18 protein-coding genes are annotated in these 19726 nt (G+C 39.2%); 13 read left to right on the forward strand and 5 right to left on the reverse strand.

Annotation, left to right across the window (positions count from 1 at the left end):
- The first annotated feature begins 56 nt into the window (after nt 1-56).
- Complete coding sequence (gene ushA, locus AN389_RS01795; protein ID WP_055018013.1) at nt 57-1679, forward strand: bifunctional UDP-sugar hydrolase/5'-nucleotidase UshA; 1623 nt, start codon at nt 57-59, stop codon at nt 1677-1679.
- A gap of 28 nt (nt 1680-1707) precedes the next feature.
- On the opposite strand, the gene AN389_RS01800 is transcribed toward ushA, so the two are convergent.
- Together AN389_RS01800 and AN389_RS01805 are read right to left on the reverse strand one after the other, a co-directional pair.
- Complete coding sequence (locus AN389_RS01800) at nt 1708-2652, reverse strand: hypothetical protein (protein ID WP_055013795.1); 945 nt, start codon at nt 2650-2652, stop codon at nt 1708-1710.
- Entirely contained in the window at nt 2645-3526 is an 882-nt protein-coding gene (locus AN389_RS01805; RefSeq protein ID WP_055013796.1) for a hypothetical protein, read from the reverse strand. Before AN389_RS01805 ends, AN389_RS01800 begins: the two co-directional genes overlap by 8 nt.
- Before the next feature lie 234 nt (nt 3527-3760).
- Between AN389_RS01805 and AN389_RS01810 the strand changes: the two genes are divergently transcribed.
- Both AN389_RS01810 and AN389_RS01815 read left to right on the forward strand, forming a co-directional pair.
- Nucleotides 3761-4606 carry a S1/P1 nuclease gene (locus AN389_RS01810; protein ID WP_055013858.1) on the forward strand — a complete coding sequence of 282 codons (846 nt, stop codon included), beginning with the start codon at nt 3761-3763 and terminating at the stop codon, nt 4604-4606.
- A 326-nt stretch (nt 4607-4932) separates the two neighbouring features.
- On the forward strand, nt 4933-8076 hold the full coding sequence (locus tag AN389_RS01815; RefSeq protein WP_055013797.1) for a TonB-dependent receptor: 3144 nt from the start codon (nt 4933-4935) through the stop codon (nt 8074-8076).
- A 101-nt stretch (nt 8077-8177) separates the two neighbouring features.
- Here AN389_RS01815 and AN389_RS01820 read toward each other — a convergent pair whose 3' ends face one another.
- Nucleotides 8178-8603 carry a MarR family winged helix-turn-helix transcriptional regulator gene (locus AN389_RS01820; protein WP_055013798.1) on the reverse strand — a complete coding sequence of 142 codons (426 nt, stop codon included), beginning with the start codon at nt 8601-8603 and terminating at the stop codon, nt 8178-8180.
- A 414-nt stretch (nt 8604-9017) separates the two neighbouring features.
- Between AN389_RS01820 and hmgA the strand changes: the two genes are divergently transcribed.
- Both hmgA and maiA read left to right on the forward strand, forming a co-directional pair.
- Complete coding sequence (gene hmgA / locus AN389_RS01825; RefSeq protein WP_055019141.1) at nt 9018-10316, forward strand: homogentisate 1,2-dioxygenase; 1299 nt, start codon at nt 9018-9020, stop codon at nt 10314-10316.
- A gap of 5 nt (nt 10317-10321) precedes the next feature.
- Entirely contained in the window at nt 10322-10951 is a 630-nt protein-coding gene (maiA, locus tag AN389_RS01830) for a maleylacetoacetate isomerase (protein WP_055018047.1), read from the forward strand.
- On the opposite strand, the gene AN389_RS01835 is transcribed toward maiA, so the two are convergent.
- Nucleotides 10948-11181, reverse strand: a complete 234-nt coding sequence (locus tag AN389_RS01835) for a TIGR02647 family protein (RefSeq protein WP_055013801.1) — start codon at nt 11179-11181, stop codon at nt 10948-10950. The two genes, maiA and AN389_RS01835, sit on opposite strands and share 4 nt — an antisense overlap.
- A gap of 117 nt (nt 11182-11298) precedes the next feature.
- On the opposite strand from AN389_RS01835, the gene AN389_RS01840 reads away from it, so the two are divergent.
- Nucleotides 11299-11601, forward strand: a complete 303-nt coding sequence (locus AN389_RS01840) for a DUF1496 domain-containing protein (protein ID WP_055018014.1) — start codon at nt 11299-11301, stop codon at nt 11599-11601.
- 54 nt (nt 11602-11655) lie between these two features.
- Nucleotides 11656-11964 carry a VF530 family DNA-binding protein gene (locus AN389_RS01845; RefSeq protein ID WP_055013803.1) on the forward strand — a complete coding sequence of 103 codons (309 nt, stop codon included), beginning with the start codon at nt 11656-11658 and terminating at the stop codon, nt 11962-11964.
- Between the two features lie 38 nt (nt 11965-12002).
- Here the strand turns inward: AN389_RS01845 and AN389_RS01850 are convergent, their stop codons facing one another.
- Nucleotides 12003-13622 (reverse strand): diacylglycerol kinase family protein, encoded by a 1620-nt coding sequence (locus tag AN389_RS01850; RefSeq protein WP_055019142.1) that lies wholly within the window; start codon nt 13620-13622, stop codon nt 12003-12005.
- A gap of 449 nt (nt 13623-14071) precedes the next feature.
- On the opposite strand from AN389_RS01850, the gene AN389_RS01855 reads away from it, so the two are divergent.
- The 6 genes from AN389_RS01855 (at nt 14072) to AN389_RS01880 (ending at nt 19718) form a co-directional block, all read left to right on the forward strand.
- The gene (locus tag AN389_RS01855; RefSeq protein WP_055013805.1) at nt 14072-14596 is read left to right on the forward strand and encodes a sigma-70 family RNA polymerase sigma factor; all 525 of its coding nucleotides are present in this window, start codon (nt 14072-14074) and stop codon (nt 14594-14596) included.
- The gene (locus AN389_RS01860) at nt 14593-15276 is read left to right on the forward strand and encodes an anti-sigma factor domain-containing protein (RefSeq protein ID WP_055013806.1); all 684 of its coding nucleotides are present in this window, start codon (nt 14593-14595) and stop codon (nt 15274-15276) included. The genes AN389_RS01855 and AN389_RS01860 overlap by 4 nt, the downstream gene beginning before the upstream one ends.
- 150 nt (nt 15277-15426) lie before the next feature.
- Entirely contained in the window at nt 15427-17019 is a 1593-nt protein-coding gene (locus tag AN389_RS01865; protein WP_055019143.1) for a DUF4331 domain-containing protein, read from the forward strand.
- Between the two features lie 10 nt (nt 17020-17029).
- Nucleotides 17030-17533, forward strand: a complete 504-nt coding sequence (locus tag AN389_RS01870; RefSeq protein WP_055019144.1) for an Ig-like domain-containing protein — start codon at nt 17030-17032, stop codon at nt 17531-17533.
- Nucleotides 17534-17589: 56 nt separating this feature from the next.
- Entirely contained in the window at nt 17590-18618 is a 1029-nt protein-coding gene (locus tag AN389_RS01875) for a lipopolysaccharide assembly protein LapB (RefSeq protein WP_055019145.1), read from the forward strand.
- Nucleotides 18615-19718 (forward strand): HupE/UreJ family protein, encoded by a 1104-nt coding sequence (locus AN389_RS01880; RefSeq protein ID WP_055019146.1) that lies wholly within the window; start codon nt 18615-18617, stop codon nt 19716-19718. Before AN389_RS01875 ends, AN389_RS01880 begins: the two co-directional genes overlap by 4 nt.
- The last annotated feature ends 8 nt before the right edge of the window (nt 19719-19726 follow it).

The following is a 19726-nucleotide window of genomic DNA, read 5'->3' on the forward strand; positions in this document are numbered from 1 at the left end:
ATTAGTTTAAACTAACCGTCTAATAAATTAAGCACAGCATAATAAACGGGTATTTCATGCGTATAATTATTTTATTTTCAGTTATTTTATCTGTCATAGGTTGTACAAGCGCGCCTTTAAACACAGCCCCTTCCCCACAGTATATTACTGTATTACATACTAACGATAATCATGGGCGCTTTTGGCATAACGAAAAAGGCGAGTACGGTATGGCAGCGCGTAAAACGTTAATTGACGCTTTACGCAACAAAGCACAACAGCAAGGCCATGCAGTTCTACTGCTATCAGGGGGTGATATAAACACCGGTATACCTGAGTCAGACTTGCAGCATGCTGAGCCTGATTTTAAGGGTATGTCATTACTGGGATACGATGCTATGGCTATTGGTAACCATGAATTTGACAACCCGCTTAGCGTTTTAGCTAAGCAGCAACAATGGGCTAACTTTCCATTACTGTCTGCAAATATTTTTGATAAAGCAACCGGAGAAAACGCTTTTCAAGCTTATCAAATTTTCGAAAAAAATGGCTTAAAAATCGCGGTTATTGGGCTTACTACCACAGACACAGCTAAAATAGCTAACCCTCAATATATTGGGCATTTAGAATTTAAAGACCCTGCTGAGGTCACCGCATCCCTTGCTAAAAAAATTAAGGCGCAATATAACCCCGATATTATGATTGCAGTGACACACATGGGCCATTATGTAGATGCAAACTTTGGTATTAATGCGCCAGGTGATGTGACGCTTGCGCGCTCTCTACCTACAAATACTTTAGATATGATTATTGGCGGTCATTCGCAAGAGCCTGTTTGTATGGCTGGAAAAAATAAAAATGACGACAATTTTAAACCTGGACTTGCATGTAAGCCTGATCAGCAAAACGGCACATGGATTATGCAAGCGCATGAATGGGGTAAATATGTAGGTAAAGCAGAGTTCAAACTAGAAAATGGCACGCTGACCTTACTAGATTACAAATTAATGCCAGTTAATTTATATGTAGATGAAGTTCAAGCCGATGGGTCAAGTAAACAAGTATTAGCAAATCAATACATTGAGCCTGATCCTACTTTAAAAGCTTTTTTGGCTACGTACCAAGCCAAAGGCGCAAAACAAATTGCTGGAAAAATTGGCAGTGTTGATGCGCGCTTAGAGGGCGATAGAAACAAAGTACGTTACCAACAAACCAACTTGGCACGCGTGATAATTCAAGCACAAATGAATGTAGTCGGTGCCGATTTCGGCCTTATTAGTGGTGGCGGGATCAGAAGTTCAATTGAAGCCGGTGATATTAGCTATAAAGATATTTTAAAAGTGCACCCGTTTAAAAATCGCATTACCTATATGGACTGGCAAGGAAATGATCTATGGGATTACTTAGAGACAGTCACTGGCTTCCCTGTTGATGCGGGGGCCTATTTGCAATATCACAAATTGGCATTCACTCGTAAAAATGGCAAATTAGTCAGTGTATTTATTAACGGTAAACCGCTTGATAAAAATAAAACCTATCGAATGAGTTTGAATAGTTATAACGCATCAGGTGGTGATGGTTACCCCGCAATAAATAAACTTAAAGGCTTTGTGAGCACAGACGAAACCGATGCACAGGCACTTAAAACGTTTATCATGCAACATAGCCCACTTAAAGCTGCGGAGTTTGCACCTAAATAAAAAAGTTTTTAAAAAGGAAAGTAGCTGGCTACTTTCCTTTTATTTCGATATTTCCCTTTGCAATATTTATTAACGCATAGCTATGTAATCGAGACCTCGAACCTTCGCCATAGGCTTTAGGCGGATAGTAAATATCTTTCATATCAGGGTGCTCTGATAATACCTCATCTAAAGCTGCACGTATCTCGCTTAATGTTTTTTCTAAACTGCTATTAAAATTTGGGCGCTTGCGTATAGTGTGCCCAAGCTCAATCAACCTGTAAAAGTACTTATTAGCCAACTCTATAAGCTCATCTGGCACATATTTATTTTGATTTAGCACAACATCACGGTTATCTCTGCAAAACTCTATCAAGGCTAAATAAAAGCATAGCGGCTTGTTTGCTAAACACACCGTATTTTCTGGAAAGTAATTATTGCTGAGCGTTTTAGTGTTTAAATCAATAATCAGTACAAGCTCTTTAGGCGTGCTTACCTCTGTATTGGCGTTTTGTGGCGTACCTTTTACCTCAGCAGGCATTTCCGTAATAGATTTTAACCATTTACTGAATAAAACACTCAAGACTAAGAATAACAAACAAATCAAAAACCGAGTTTCTGACCAAAATTGTGCGTTTTTCTCGAATACTAAAGAGACATGCGTGGTACTCGACTTAAGTGTTCTTACAAATTGATTTGGTTTTAAAACTAAAGGCTTTGCAGACTTTGGCACAATTTTAACTAAACGTAAGTTGTTGCCTAAATAATCGTTAAGCTTTATTAAATAGTCTTGCACTGCATGCTGATTACCCGAGTGCTTTAAAAGAGCGTTAGAAAGCGCAATTAACGGCAAGTCTAGGGCTACTTGTTTTTCCGTTTCGATAACCTGGTGTTTAATGACGTGATTCTGCTCGCTAATGACAGAGACATAGAATACAAAGCAATTAATAAAAAAAACAGCACAGCCAAAAACAACATATTTATACTTATCCATTTTTAATGCTCTCATCTTTTGCTGTTACGTGTTCTGAGGTGCAATCCCAGTATGATTGTGCTTCTTTGTAATAGCTTAATGTTTGTTCTTTAGACATATCAAGAATATGACGCTGCACAGCGCATAATAGGTCAGTATTATTTTGCTGCATTTTTAAATACCAACGTGAACCTGAAATTTTGTTACTTAAGGGCGTTATATAATTTTTTGAAAAACGCTCGGCGTCACTCTCTTTCCAAAAAGATGCAATAATATCTACCTGCCCATTAGCTAATAAATCACGAAGCTCGCTGTGTGAACTTGCATAAGTAATGTCTAAGTTGCCTTGGTTTATATTTAAATCTTTAAACACCTTTTTGGGTAATATATGGCCAGAGCGGCTTGTAGGGTAATCCAACAAGCCTATGCGCTTATCTAAAAAGTACTGTTTTGTTAAGCGAGGTTTTTCCTTTGAAGAAATAAAGTACGCTGTATAATCAGAAAAGCCCACAACGGCTTGGTAGTTGTAGGTAAGCTCAGCATTAAAAGCGTTCATTATATTATTTTTTGCAAGTACCAGATCCGCTATCCCTTTACCCACAAAGTCAAAGCTTTCTGTTGTGCTATCGCCCCAATAACCTTTAACAGAACCATATTGCTTAGTTACTACTGAATCAACGCAAAGCGACTCAGTAAGTCGCTCTGCAACACTTTGCGAGGGCGTAAATACAATGAGCTGATTTTTGTTCTCACTTGCCGTGGTATAACATTGTGTTGACGTTTTTATTAATTCTGGAAAAGTAATTTCGTCACTGTTTACGCTTACATTTCCTACAGACCACGCAGCAACCATAACCAGAAACAAAAGTGTAACAAACGACAGTTTATGTAACATGACCTCTATAAACCCCACCAATAAGGTGTACCTAACAATGCAAAGGCTATATTTGAACAATATTTCTTACTTATTACAATAGGTAATTTTACCCATATATCATAACTAGCTGAAATTAAAGGGTTATGAATAAGAAATAATGAATACTCTTGACTCCTTCCTATATTAAGTAAAAACAATCACAATGCTCATACCAGCTATATAGGTGAATAAAAATAAATGCAGAAAACATTAATGCGCATTAAAATTGCTACTCTCGTAGCAACAACGTTAATAATTAGTGCTGTTTTTACAACAAGTAAATCGTATGCATGGGGCCAAAATGGCCACCGTATCGTTGGTTATATTGCTGAGCAACACTTAACCAACCAAGCCGTTCATAATTTAGCACCACTTTTGGAAGGTCAATCATTAGCTAAAATAGCGACTTGGGCTGATGAAATGCGATCTAACCCTGAGCTATTTTGGCGTAAAAAATCTTCTCGCTGGCATTACATAAATCTTCCCAAAAATAAAACGCTTTCCCTAAATCACGCACACACACACAGCAAAGATGATGTTACAAACATTCTAGAAGGTATCTACTTCTCTATTAATACACTCCAGTCATCGACTACTTCACTTCAAGAAAAACAGTTTGCTTTAAAGTTTTTAGTTCACTTGGTTGGCGACAGCCATCAACCATTTCATGCTGGGCGAAGTGAAGATAGAGGCGGCAATTTAATTAAGGTCGATTTTTTTGATAACGAGACCAATTTGCATAGCCTTTGGGACACTGGATTAATAGAAAATGAGAATCTAGCTTATACTGAATACGCTAAATTTATAGATACAAACGATACATCACTCATTAAAACCTACTTGCAGAGTAGCCCTACTACGTGGCTTATGGAGTCTCACAAACTGGCTGAAGAAATTTATAACTCAACCGATGACGAAGTGAGCTATAGTTATGTTTTCAAATACAATCCTCTTGTTAAGCAGCGTTTACAAAAAGCAGGCATTAGACTTGCGGGTGTATTAAACTATTTATTTGATTCATCAGAAGATAATAAAAACTTAAAAATAACGATAAAATAACAATCAACCTATAAATAAAAACCTACACACGGGAATTAATTTATGTTTATACACGGTTTAGAGTATAGCTAAAATAATAAAGCTGAAAATGCATTGATTACAAAGTGTAATTAACTATAGAGGGAGTTATATAAGTTACATTTCATAATACTGTCATATAATGTCGGTAACATAACAATAAGTAATTAATCCATATTTAGTTAAGTATACAAGTATAAATTGTGCAAATTAATTTTGCATATTACAAGAGTATACCCTTAGTGAAAAACGCTGGGGTTATACGACTTAAAATAACAATTTAATTATAACTTTCACGGGAAATGAAAATGAAGACTAAACTTCAAAAAACAGCACTCTCACTTGCTATCGCTGCATGTGTTAGTGTAAGTGGCGCTGCATTCGCCAACGAAACCACCTCTGCGATTAAAGGGCAAATTACTGGTCCAAATGGTAACCCTGCTCCAGGTACTAAAATAACAATTTTACACGTACCGTCTGGTTCAGTTAAAACAACTGAAGCGAATGATGCGGGTTACTTTACTGCTAAAGGCCTTCGTGTTGGTGGTCCGTACAAGGTAATTGTTGATTCTGATGTCTATGCTGACCAAGAATTCAATAACATTATCCTTAATATCGGTAACGATTACCCAGTAAATGCTTCACTTGAGCCACAATCAAGCATGGAGCAAATTGTTGTTACTGGCGCGCCTATCAGCTCTATGTCTGGTGGAACTGGTCCAGCATCTACATTTACATTAACTGATCTTGAAAACACGCCTGCTATTAACCGTGATTTAAAAGATATCATTCGTATTGACCCGCGTATCACAATTGACGATAGCCGTGGTTCAATTAACTGTGGTGGTGGTAACCCTCGTTACAACAGCTTAACGCTTGATGGCGTTCGTATGAACGATAACTTTGGTTTAAGCTCTAACGGTTACCCAACTATTCGTGCACCTTTCTCTTTTGATTCAATTGAACAGGTTTCAGCTGAGCTAGCACCATTTGACGTACAGTACGGTGGCTTTACTTCGTGTAACATCAATGCGGTAACTAAGTCAGGTGGAAATGAAGTTCACGGTGGCATCTTCTATGATTACACAAGCGATTCATTAAAAGGCGATAAAATCGAAGGCGAAGACGTTGATAACGGTAACTACACCGAAAAACGTTACGGCTTTAACGTTGGTTTACCGTTAATCGAAGATAAACTGTTTTTATTCACTTCATACGAAAAGCTTGAAGGTGTACAACAGTTTAACTACGACGGTTTAAGCAGCGGCAGTGTAACTGCAGATGATATTGCTCGTATTACAAACATTGCTCAAACTGTATATGGCTATGACGTAGGCGGTATGCCTTCAAGTATGCCTGTTGAAGATGAAAAAATCTTAGTTAAATTAGATTGGAACATCAACGAAGATCACCGTGCAAACTTAATCTACAACTACAACGACGGTAATACAGTTTCACAGTCAGACACTGGTTCTAGCCGTGTTTCACTATCAAACCACTTTTACGACCAAAGTGCAGAATTTACTTCAATCATTGCTTCAGTATACTCAGATTGGTCAGATGATTTTTCAACTGAAGTTCGTATTGGTAAATCAGAACTAGATGCAACGGTACAATCACTTGATGCTGCAAGCAGCTTTGGTGAAATGCAAATAAGCACAGGTAACGGTGGTACAGTTTACATTGGCCCAGATGACTCTCGTCAATCAAATGATCTAGATTACGATACCACTACATTTAAAGTAGCGGGTACTTACTACCTTGACCAACATACCATTACAGCTGGCTATGAGTTTGAAGAGTTAGAAGTATTTAACTTATTCGTACAGCATACTGAAGGCGAGTACCGTTTCTATAACGAAAGAGATTCAGACGTAACGGGTATTGATTTATTTGAGCAAGGTATCGCAAACGCTGTTTACTACAACAATGCTGCCGGTACTAATGATCCTAACGATGCGGCTGCAAGTTTCTCATACGCTCAGCATACGTTTTATGTTCAAGACGAATACGCATTTACAGACTTAGATGCAAACATCACGTTTGGTTTACGCTACGATAAATACACAAGTGATGACGTACCAAACTTTAACCAAAACTATACTGACCGCTATGGTTTTAGTAACCAAAGCACGTTTGATGGTATTGATTTACTTCAACCACGTGTTGGCTTCCAGTGGTATGCAACAGACGAGTTAGAAGTTCGTGCTGGTGTTGGCTTATTCTCTGGTGGTAACCCAAATGTGTGGTTATCTAACTCTTACTCTAACGATGGTATTACAAACATCGGTACATTCCGCAGCTCGGTTGATTTATTCAACACGCCAAACGTAAATGGCGGCACGCCTGGTTTTGAAGTACCGCAAGAGATGTTTGATGAAGTTGCTAACACTGTAATTGGCTCAGGTGATGCTACAGTAAATGCAGTTGACCCAGACTTTGAAATCCCTTCTGAGTGGAAATACTCAATCGGTGCAACATACACAACTGAAAACGAGTATGTAATTTCACTTGATTACTTATACTCTAAGAAGAAAGATGCTGCCTTAATGCGCGACATCGCACTTCAGGATTCGGGCGAAACTACATTTGATGGTCGTCCTATTTACGAGTCAATCGAAGGCCGTGATGGTGAATACCTTCTTACAAATGTAAGTGGTGATAGCGGTGATTCATCGGTTATTTCATTAGCTGTAAGCAAAATGTTTGACAATGGCGTAAGCGTTAACTTTGGTTACGCGTACACAGATTCAGACGATGTTAACCCAATGACAAGCTCTGTTGCGGGCTCAAACTACGGTAATATTGCGCTAACGGATCCTGGTAACCCTGGTGTTGCATCATCAGATTACGAAATCCCACATCGTTTTACTATGACGCTTGGCTACACGCATGAGTTTGTTGATGGTTTTGCTACTCGCTTTAACCTATACGGTGAAGCATACAAAGGCTTACCATACAGCTACACATTTGATGGGAGCGACGAAAATGTATGGGGCGATGCTAACTGGAATGGCGATCGTCAATTACTTTACGTACCACTTGAAAACGATCCTAACGTTGTTTACGACATGAGCGCTGATGAAATTAACGCGTTTAACGACTTTATCGCGTCTAACGGTTTAGAGCGCGGTGAAATCACTGGCCGTAATGCTGAAAACTCAGATTGGTTTGTTAAATTTAACTTTAAAGTTACTCAAGAATTACCAGGCTTTATGGATGGCCATAAAGGTGAAGCGTTCTTCGTAATTGATAACTTAACTAACCTATTAAACGATGATTGGGGCGTACTTAAAAAAGGTCCTTTCGTTGGCGCTAGCATGATTTCAACATCAATTGATGAGCAAGGCCGTTACGTATACTCTGGCTTTAACGAAAACAATGCAAATACATCAGTACAAACTGATGCGTCTTTATGGCAAATGCGTGTAGGTGTACGTTACACCTTCTAATCTCATTAGTATAAAGACTAAATGTTTATTAAAGCCCATCAACTGATGGGCTTTTTTTATACCAATCCGCCTAATTAACTGATCGAATTTAAGGGTTGGGATTATAAAGCCCCTTTTAGCTCTTTTAGTAAATTTAGCAATTGTGCTTGTTGTTGCTTGGTAAATTTTTTAGCTAATTGCGCTTCCCAGTTTTGTGCATCATGCGCTATCAGCTTGTAAATTGCATTGCCTTGCTCATTTAACATAACCTGAGTTACTCGCTTATCTTGCTGATTTAATTCAGCTTCTATATACCCTCTTTGTAGCAATGATTTAATAGCTCGCGAAACCGTTGACTTGTCCATATTGGCTTGTGTACATAAATCTTTAGCACTACTTTTGCCATATTGCGCCAAGTTTGCCAACACCCGCCATTGAGGAATCGTTAAGTCGTATTTTTGCTGATAAACACGCGCAAAATCATCGCTTATGTGATTTGCCATTTGGTTTAACTGATAGGGCAAAAAGTGCTCTAAATCTATTTTCATTATTGCTTTCTCATCACATTTACACACCATGAAAACTGTGCATTTTAATTTACAGGCTAAAACATGCGCCCATTTGAAATTACTCTCACATGAGAGTACTTTAAACTAATTAGGGTCTGTTGACCTTTCAGGATTGAAATTTGTTCAATCTAGGGGCCATTTAATCGCGGCGCGAGGTTTGTAACCTAGTGGGCTAAGTAAAAACCGAGCAACAAAGAGTAAATGACCCCTAGGCAGAACCCTTCGGGCAGCGCCTGTTTGGCATTTATGCTACATTATCGCCTATTTATGGGGAACAACCACACTGCATAGGCTCTGCCTTGCCTAATTACCAAACAGACTGCTGCAAATTCAACCTCGAAAGATAAACGGCCCTAGAAAGATAAAACACTGTCACTTTTACAGGATCATATTATGGCCAGCGAAATAAACTACATGAGCGGTTTTGGCAATGAGTTTGAAACCGAAGCGCTTCCCGGCGCACTGCCTGTTGGGCAATTTACCCCACAAAAAGTTAAATATAATTTATACACCGAGCAATTTAGCAGCACGGCCTTTACGGCGCCGCGTGCCGCTAATCGTCGTACGTGGCTGTACCGCCTTCGTCCATCGGTGGTACAAGGTGACTATACTGCAATAGATAATGCACTAATCAGAACAGCACCTATAACTGAAGCAATTACGCCCCCTACGATGATGCGCTGGAGCCCGATTGATATTCCCTCAAAGCCTACTGATTTTATTGATGGGTTAATTACAATGGCTGCAAATGGCAATGCCAATGGTCAATCGGGTATTGGTATTCATGTTTATGTGGCTAATAATTCTATGCAAGGGCGCTACTTTTGTAATGCCGATGGTGAGATGTTGTTTGTGCCTCAGCATGGCGAGTTGCTATTACACACTGAGTGCGGAAAGCTGACTGTAAAACCGGGGGAAATTGCCGTCATTCCTCGCGGGATTAAATTCTCGGTTGATTTAATAGATGAAACTGCACGTGGTTACATTTGTGAAAACTATGGCCATGCGTTTGAGCTTGCCGAGCGCGGCCCCGTTGGTGCAAATGGCTACGCCAACGACAGAGACTTTAAATACCCCGTTGCGTCATTTGAAGACAAAGAAGGTGACTTTGAATTAGTGACTAAATTTAATGGTAATCTCTTTAGCTGCCCAATCACTCATTCGCCTTTTGATGTGGTTGCATGGACTGGTAACAGCGCCCCGTACAAATACGATTTAGCCCGCTTTAATGTTATTAACACTGTAAGTTTTGATCACCCAGATCCCTCAATATTTACTGTACTTACCTCTCCCTCAGCCACTGAGGGCATGGCAAATGTGGATTTTGTAATTTTTCCACCACGTTGGATGGTAGCAGAGAATACGTTTAGGCCTCCTTATTATCATCGCAATATTATGAGTGAGTTTATGGGCTTAATAGAAGGGGTTTACGATGCAAAAGAGCACGGGTTTGTACCAGGAGGCGCTAGTTTGCATAATTGTATGTCGCCACATGGGCCTGAAGCCGAGGTATTCGAAAAAGCATCTAATGCTGAGCTCACACCACAAAAATACGAGAACACGCTGGCCTTTATGTTTGAGTCTCGTTACATAATATCGCCCACTAAATATGCCCTTGAAGGAAAAGAGCGCCAATCTAATTACACTCAATGTTGGCGTAGTATCACTAAACACTTTACAGGCGAGGAATAATGACAATGAAACTCTACAGCTACTTTCGCTCATCTGCTGCATACCGTGTTCGCATAGCACTTAATTTAAAAGGCATTGAACACGATATACAATTTGTTAATTTACTTAAATCTGAGCAGTTAGCTCAGCCTTACTTAGATAAAAACGTGCAAGGTTTATTACCCGCTATTGAAACAGAGGACGGTGTATTAGCGCAATCACTTGCTATATTAGAATGGTTAGATGAAAGTTATCCGCAAACGCCTCTGGTTTATGGGAATGCATGGCAAAAAGCGCAGATTCGTAACATAAGTTATGCCGTAGCGTGTGATATTCACCCTGTAAATAATTTACGTGTTTTAAAGTATTTATCAAATGAACTGAACGTTAATGACGAGGCGAAAAATAAATGGTACAGACATTGGGTTGAGGTCGGGTTTGAAAAAATTGAATCAATGCTAAGCGAAGACTGTGATTTTTGTGTAGGCGATAAACCATCACTGGCTGATATTTGTCTAGTGCCACAGGTATTTAATGCGTTGCGTTTTAATGTAGATATGGCTGCGTATCCAAAAATTGCAGCCATTTATGCACGCTGTAATGCACTGCCCGCTTTTAATGAAGCAGCGCCGCAAAATCAACGCGATGCAGTTTAACTTTTTAAAGCGCTGTGAATAACACTTACATGCTCTATTAAATCTAAGCCCAGATCGGTCAAATAGCCACCATCTGGGCTATCTATTACGCCTTTATCAAATAAGCGTTGCGCCGCACTTAATAAATTAGGCTCTGCGTCAGAATGTAACTTTATCCCCTGCATTTTGCTATCCCTAGGAAACTTAGCTAATAACGTAAATTCATCTATCATTATTTGATTAAATCGCATGTCTTCACCTTTTTATAGTTGTGTGTTTAAGTCAGTGTTGTATAACGCTATTACTTACCCTAGCATGTTTTTTAATCGTGTGTACTATTTTTAAACTATCAAAATTCGAGGTGGCTCATGCGCCATATTATGGTTTTATTTATTTTTACAATTGCGTTAACTCTTTCCCCTAGTAGCGATGCTAAAACAGTTAAAACACATTCTATTATTGACGCTAACGAGGTTATTAACGCTGGTAATATTTGTTGGTACGATAACAAACGTTATAGTGAAGGTGCGCTGATACAAGTACATTCTTTTACCTTAGTATGTGCGGCTAGTAACCCTCAGCATAATAACAGTAAGCTCATTTGGTTAAAATTAGATAAAAAAGGCAATCTTGTTTACCCCATAAAACCTAAAACCATTAGGGTCAATTAGCGCTATATGCGGATTTACGCTACAATGCGCACAGTTTAAATAAGTAGTATGGCTATGGATAATCAACCAAAGAATCCTCTTCACGGGGTAACATTAGAACAAATTTTAGTAGAGCTTGAACAACGTTTAGGTTTTAAAGCCATGGGCGAGCAAGTAAACATTAAATGTTTTACCGACTCGCCAAGCATTAAATCAAGCTTAAAATTTTTACGTAAAACCCCTTGGGCACGCGATAAAGTTGAAGCTCTCTACTTACATACGCTAAGTAACAAACCGCTGCGTAAACCCAAAAGCGCTCAGCGCTCTAAGCCTACTAGCTCAAGCAATAGCAGCGGTTTTGTTTGGCCAAGCATTAAAAAGTAATACACAAAAATGCACGTTAAATACGTGCATTTTGTATTTTATAATTCCTTACTAATTACATTTAATGAGGCAGGGTCAACTGTAATAGTAAGCGTATCAGCTGTTTTTATTTCACCATCTAATACATACTTGATTTCTTCATCTGCAGTAATCGTTACTTTTTTAGCGTTGGTATGATGCGAACTAATAGCTAATTGCGTTTGTGTAATACTACTAAACATCAACTCAGCAATACTAAGCACACTGGTTGTGTTTTCTTCGCTCGGTATCAGCCAATTTATGTCCAATAAACCATCTTCGTGATTAGGCTGTCCTCCCCCTTGCGCTAACAACGTGGTAAAAGGGGCTGCGTTAGCAACAATAAAGCTATTTGTGTGCACCTCTTGGGTTTGGTTATCATCAAGAGTTACATAGAGTGTTTGCGCTTTTTGCTCACTAAATGCCTGAAAAAAGCCGTTTAAGTAAGCAAGCTGACCCGATTTATTTTTTGAATCTCTGTCGGCTTTTTCAATCATCGATTGCTCATAACCAATTCCCGCTAACAACAGCATGAGCTCGTCATTACAGTAGGCGGTATCTATTGTATGAGTTTGCCCATCTATAATTAATTCGCAGGCCTGTTCAACAGGAATTATTTTAGAGCTAATACCCATAAGCACATGGGCTAAAGCATTGGCTGTACCCATTGGGATAATACCCAGCTTGCACTGAGTGTTTACCAACACACTAGCTACTTCTGTCACGGTTCCATCACCGCCACAGGCAATTATTATGTCTGGCTTATTTTTAATAGCTTGTTTAGCAAGTTCAATTCCATTTACTTCTTTAGAGGTAGTTAAAACGTTTAAATCATAATATTCCGACAGCCTAGCCACTATTAAGGGCTCTTTATCTTGCCACATTTTGGTGCCCGACACTGGGTTTGCTATTAATACCGCTTTGTTTTTTATAACAAGCTCCCCCTTTTTATGTCGTTTAGCCAAATGGCGAAGTTGGTGTTTATTAAGGTTTGCGGTTTCACGTGTCTCTTTAATTTGTGCAAGTATTTGATGTACTTCTGCATTTTTATCTTGGCTCAACAAATACGCAGCCATCACAAATACTGAGCGCCCTCTTCCTAGTGCGCAATGAACGACCACTCGGCGGTCTTCTTTAATATGATGATGTATCCAGTTAATGGCTTGGTTTAATTGCGAATGAGTAGGCACACTATGATCAAGCACCGGGATATTTAAATAGCTAATATTTTCTTGGGTTGAGCTCCACTCCAAGCCATCAAACTCACACGTTACATCTAATATTGCTGTTATGTCGTTTTCTTTTAACGTATCAATATCAGAGGGAAACAATCGACATGCTAAAAATAAATGCTCGTTAATTTTTTGAATGGGAGGGACTTTATCGTGCTTGCGAGAATACGCATTGTAAATTTGGGCACCTAATAAAAAGGGCACAAAAGCCCAACGAATATAAAAAGGAATGATGCCATTTTCGCGCTTTCTAAAAATTTTTGCCAAATTAAAAATATAAGCGCCACTGACAAGTATTAACGACAAGGCACTCCAATAAAACACCACTGCAAAGTAAACCGAGTTAACCTCCCAGCCTATCCATATAAAAATTAACGCTAAAATTAAATAACTCGTTGCAGCCCACATATTTTCTCCTTTATTTTTACTGTTTTGGCAAATTTTTACAGCTGTTTATAAGTGTAGTTGCAATTTACAGGCCAACAAAAATTGTATTTAGAACTTGAAAATAAATATAACTGATTGATATTAAACAGGTTAAAATCTTCAACTTTAAAGAAATTGGCCATATTAGCCGCTTTTTACACAGTTCTGGGTCATTTTTTCTCACTCGCCCTATGCGTTTGTTTTATGGCTAAAACTTGTCTCTTAGTTAAGAGCAGCTAAGATAAATAACAGTTCAACATTTTGCATCCAATCGCCCTTCTCACACGTTTATTGAGAGTGTGTTTATATTTTAGTTACATTTATATCTAGTCGATAAGTGTTTATCACGCGAGAATTAATATGTTTCTAGGTAAAAATTTAATTAATACAGCGCAATGCGCCTCAATAATAATAAAAATAACAGGAACCCTATGGAAAACGACAATCTACTTCCTCTTTTGTGTAAAACAGCACAAGGTAATAAAGCTGCGTTTGCCGATTTATACCGGCAAACAAGCGCTAAGTTATTTGCAATAAGTTTAAATATGCTCTCAAATCGAGCGCACGCTGAAGAGGTATTGCAAGAAGCATTTATAAAAATTTGGCATAACGCGTCAGAATACAACCCGACTAAAGGCACCGTAATCAGTTGGATGATAAGCATAGTACGGTACAGAAGCTTAGATGCGCTGCGCTATCATAAGGTCAGAAAAGAACAAGCCATAGGCGATGAGGAATATGATGAACAAGACTTAGACATTAACTACGATGATCAAACCAAACTTGTAAATTGCATTGAGCAACTCGACCCACAGCAAAAACAAGCCATTCACCTAGCGTATTACAAAGGCTTAAGCCATGGTGAGTTGGTCAATCATATAGAAACGCCTTTAGGCACAGTTAAAAGCTGGATAAGGCGTGGTTTGCAGCAATTGCAGAGGTGTTTAACATTATGAACTATAACAAACCAGAACTACTTGATGCTTTAGCAGGGCAATATGTGCTAGGTACTCTAAATGGCCTTGCACGAAAGCGTTTTCAACGCTTAATGCTCAGTTTACCGCAAGCCCGAGAAGCCACTATGATGTGGGAGCAAAATTTAAATGGCTTAGCCAGTGCAATTACACCACAAGCACCCGATGAGCATGTTTGGCAGCACATTTTAGATAAAATAGAAAGCAATGCTCAGCCTATTAAAACAGTTATAAAACCGGCGCCATCGGTATGGCGTACTTGGTCGTTTATAGCCACAGCGGCCTGTATTATTTTAGCATTTGTAGTTATTAAACCAGTAACACAACTGCAAGATAGCCAGCAGATTGCGCTTGTACAAAACCAAGATAAGCAATCACTGTGGATTATTAATGTGGACGAGCAAGCATTATCAATTAAAGCTAGTTCCAAATTGGTTGCGCAAACAGATAAAGACTACGAGCTGTGGATGATTTTACAAGGACAGGACACGCCTATTTCGCTTGGTTTATTACCTAAACAAGGTGAAAAGCTTTTAATAAAAGACGCTCGTTTTAATGCCCTAAATATTGCTCTACTTGCAGTAAGTTTAGAGCCGTTAGGTGGCTCGCCCAACGGCCTACCAACCCAAGTGTTATATACTACAGATTTAGTGGTTTTATAACTCAATAATCGCATTAGGTTGGCTTATCTATTTAGGCCAATCCACCCTACTTTTTTAACAAATTTAAAAATATTTTAACTTTTTTTGCATCTAATGTGCTTTTTGCTTCGTTATTAGTTATGACTCCAATCAAAACTAAAGGAAAAAGTCATGAAAGCTTTAACTCCATCTATACTCGCAGTAGTAGTATGCAGTACCTTAGTAAGCACCTCTAGCGAGGCATCAAGTCATCGTGAAGCGCCAAATATTAGCCGCTTTCCAACCTTAGACTCTACCGACTTTTACGTATTTAATAGTTATGAAGCAGGCAGAAACGATTACGTTACGTTTATTGCCAATTATATTCCATTACAAGATGCCTATGGCGGCCCTAACTACTTCGCTATGGACCCAGATGCAACCTACAGTATTCATATTGATAATGATGGTGATGCAGTAGAAGATATTACTTTTGCCTTTAATTTTACCAGTATGCTGCCAAACGATAACCAGGGTGTTCAGTTAACTGTTGGCCCAGAAGGTAATCAACGCACTGTATCTGTACCGCTTAAAAATGTTGGTGCCGTTGCAGCTGGTGATGATAGCGCTGCAAATTTTAGTGAGTCATATACACTAAGCATGATTAACGGCCCACAACGCACAGGTACCAGTACCACACTAAGCAATACAACCACCAGCTCAACCACGTTCAACAAACCGCTAGATTATGTAGGCGATAAAACATTTGGTTCAATGGCTGATTACCAAACTTATGCCGATCAGTTTGTTTACCAAGTGTCTGTACCGGGCTGTGACAATATGGCCAAAGTGTTTGTTGGTCAGCGCAAAGACCCATTTGTTGTTAACTTAGGTAAAACTTTTGATTTAGTTAACTATGTGCCTGTAGAAGGTGATAGTGCGCCAGGTGCGGGCGATGGTGGTGGTTTTCCTGGGGGAATTACACAATCGGCTGATAATGATGACCTTATTGATAAAAATGTGACATCAATTGCCATTGAAATGCCTAAAAGCTGTATTGTGGGTGATGGCAACGGCGTAATTGGCTCTTGGACAACAGCAAGCCTACCGCAAGCACGCATTTTAAACCCGAACGCTAAGTTTGCAGATAACGCAGTAAATGGCGGTGCATTAACACAGGTTTCACGCTTAGGTAACCCTTTAGTTAACGAGCTTGTTATTGGTATTAAAGACAAAGATACCTTCTCAACAGCTCACCCTAAAGATGATGCGCAATTTTTAGATTATGTTTCGCACCCCTCTTTACCTGAGCTTTTAAATATTTTATTTAAAGATGCAGTCAATACCACACTTGGCGCTAACTTAGAAACCCTCGCCCCCACTAATTTTCCGCGTACCGATTTAATCACCGCATTTTTAACCGGTTTTGCTGGAGTAAACCAACAAGCAACGGTAACGCCTTCAGAAATGTTACGTTTAAATACCGCAATTGCAGCCACAGCACAGGCTGATCAATCTGCATTTGGTGTTGCTGGTGATGATTTAGCGGGCTTTCCAAATGGCCGTCGTCCAGGTGATGATGTAGTAGATATTGCACTTCGCGTGGTAATGGGTCGTTTGTGTCACCCTATCCCAGTAAATGGTGAAGACACCGACTTAGGGCTGTGTACACCAGAAGATGCTGATGTAGGTACAGTGCCATTCACTGATGGTGCGCCTGTTGATGCAAGCATGATGGATGCCGCTTTCCCATACTTAGCTACCCCACTTGCAGGGTCTAAATAAGGAGTAACGTATGCGTAATTTAACTCTTACTCACATCGGTGTACTACTTGGCGTACTAACGCTTAGCGCATGTAGCAACGATGATGACAATAAGCAGCCTACACCGGTGGTAAATACAGCCCCCAGTGCAAGCGATGTAATGTTAACCACACAAACAGAAGTTGAAATTAACGACACGTTAGTAGCGAGTGATGCCGATGGCGACTCACTCACCTATGAACTCACAACAGAGCCTACACTGGGCAATGTAGTAGTTAATAGTGATGGCAGCTTTACCTATACACCCAATAAAGAAGCAACAGGCAGTGACAGCTTTATGTTTGGCGTATCTGATGGGGTAAACCAGCAAGTGACAGCTATGGTTGATATTACCATTGAGGCTTTGCAAGTAGATTTTGCACAATTTGCCAGTGATGCATTTAATCAAAGCCCTAACGATGAGCCACTATCGACCAACGGACGTGTTTTTACCAATACAGATACCGATGTAAGTACTATTTCATCAGGTAACTAACAGAGTAAATAATTTAAGCTGATGGCCATGGATGGCTTTTTTAAGAGGATAAAACGATGCGCGGTTATTATAAAAAAATGCTCTTTGTTTTTTGCGCTGCACTGTATGTAAGTAATGCTGATGCAGAGCCCATAATTCCAGAAGATAACGATATTATTGCAACCAGTAATTCATCAATTAGCGCTGATTTAACAATAGAGCAACTCAGCACTTTGGTCTTAAATAGCCAATACATAGGGCAAACCGAGCTGTATCAAGGCGTGCTAAAAAACCGCTTAGCGGCACTTTATAAACAACAGCCCACGGCACAAATAGGCTATTTATATGCAAGAGTGTTACAAAAAGAGCATCAATTTACTCACGCTATTGAAGTTGCAAGTACTGTAATAAAAAAACACCCACACCACGTCAATACCCACCTTTTACTGGCAAATATGTTAATGACACAAGGTAAGTTTGAACAAGCCAAGCGACACTGTGTGTCTCTTATTGGTGCAGCAAGCGTTATCACCGCAACAACTTGTGTGCTTGATATTCAAAGTCAGCAAGGGCAATTACAGCAAAGCTATCAATCATTACTTAATATTACTCAAAATAAAGAGATAAGCTTAACAACCAAGCAGGTACTTAGTGAGATGGCGTTTAGGCTTAACAAGCTCAATGAAGCGCTTGAGCACATTAACAATATTGATTTAAGCAAAGCACCTGTGAGCCTTATTGTGTTGTGGGCTGATATACAGCTAAGCCAAAACAATCCTGAGCAGGTACTTAATACCTTAAGTCAATTTAGCAATTTAAAGAGTCAACTTGAAGATGCTGTTTTACTTAGGCTCGCCATAGCTGAAAAACGCAGCACACATAAAGTTAGTGATCAGTGGCAAACGCGTATGCAGCAACGCGTTAACTTACGAGAACAACGACAAGATACTTTTCATGCCAATGATTTAGCTAACTATTATATTCATGTACAAGTAGATAAAGCCAAGGCACAATATTGGGCAAACATAAATTGGCAGCAAGCAAAAATGAGCACAGATCAACACCTATTACACCAAGCTAATGCCATGGCTAGGGACACCTTATGAAAACAGTAAGCTCTTTTTTAACCATTTTACTTGTTACACTAATTTGCACTTTTAGTGCACAAGCACACCAACTAAGTACCAGTTACATCACATTAGATAACGCGCAAAATCCGCAGCAATATACAGGTACATGGCAAATAAATATTAACGACTTAGAACAAAGCGTTGCGCTTGATTTAAACCAAGACCAACAAATAAGCTGGGGCGAGCTTAAGTCACAAAGCGAAGCCATTAATCGCTATGCAAAAACTAATTTTACTGTTTTACAAAACTTGCAAAATTGCCCGCTAACAATTGCTGATAACTACCAATTAGATAACCATTTTAATGAGGCTTATTTAGTTTTACCGCTGCTATTTAGCTGTGCCAATAATGCCGATATCACCCTTAACTACAGTGCTTTTTTTGAGCACGATGCTAATCACAAGGTGATTGTTAACGTAAACCACATATCGCGCGTATTTACCAAAGCCGAGCAACAACAGACGTTTTCTACACAGCAAGCAAGTTACCTAAGTACATTTAACCAATATGTTTACCAAGGTGTATTACATATTTGGATTGGTATTGACCATATTTTATTTTTAATTGCCTTACTTTTAACCTGTGTATTGTATCGCACTAACAAAAAATGGCAGGCAATCGCTTCTAAAAAACAAATAATTAAGCACACAGCCTGGATTGTAACGGCATTTACCCTTGCCCATTCACTTACTTTAACAGCGACAGCACTTAATATGGTGTCGCCAAATAGCCGCTGGGTAGAGCTTGGTATTGCAATTTCAGTATTATTTGCAGCTTTAAATAACGTATGGCCAGTTATATTGCGCCTTGGCTGGCTAACTTTTGCATTTGGTTTATTACACGGTATGGGCTTTGCCAGTGTGCTGGGTGAGCTTGGGTTATCGAGTGATTATCAGCTATTGAGCATTTTAGCATTTAATTTAGGGGTTGAACTGGGGCAGTTGAGTATTTTGTGTATAGCGCTACCTCTGTTACTTATAGTGCGAGATAAGCCTATCTACATAAAATGGATAATGCCCATAGGTTCGCTTGCAATAGCAGCAATGGCTTTACTGTGGTGTATAGAGCGAATTTAATGCTAAAA

The organism is Pseudoalteromonas sp. P1-7a (assembly GCF_001401855.1).
GTDB lineage: Bacteria > Pseudomonadota > Gammaproteobacteria > Enterobacterales > Alteromonadaceae > Pseudoalteromonas.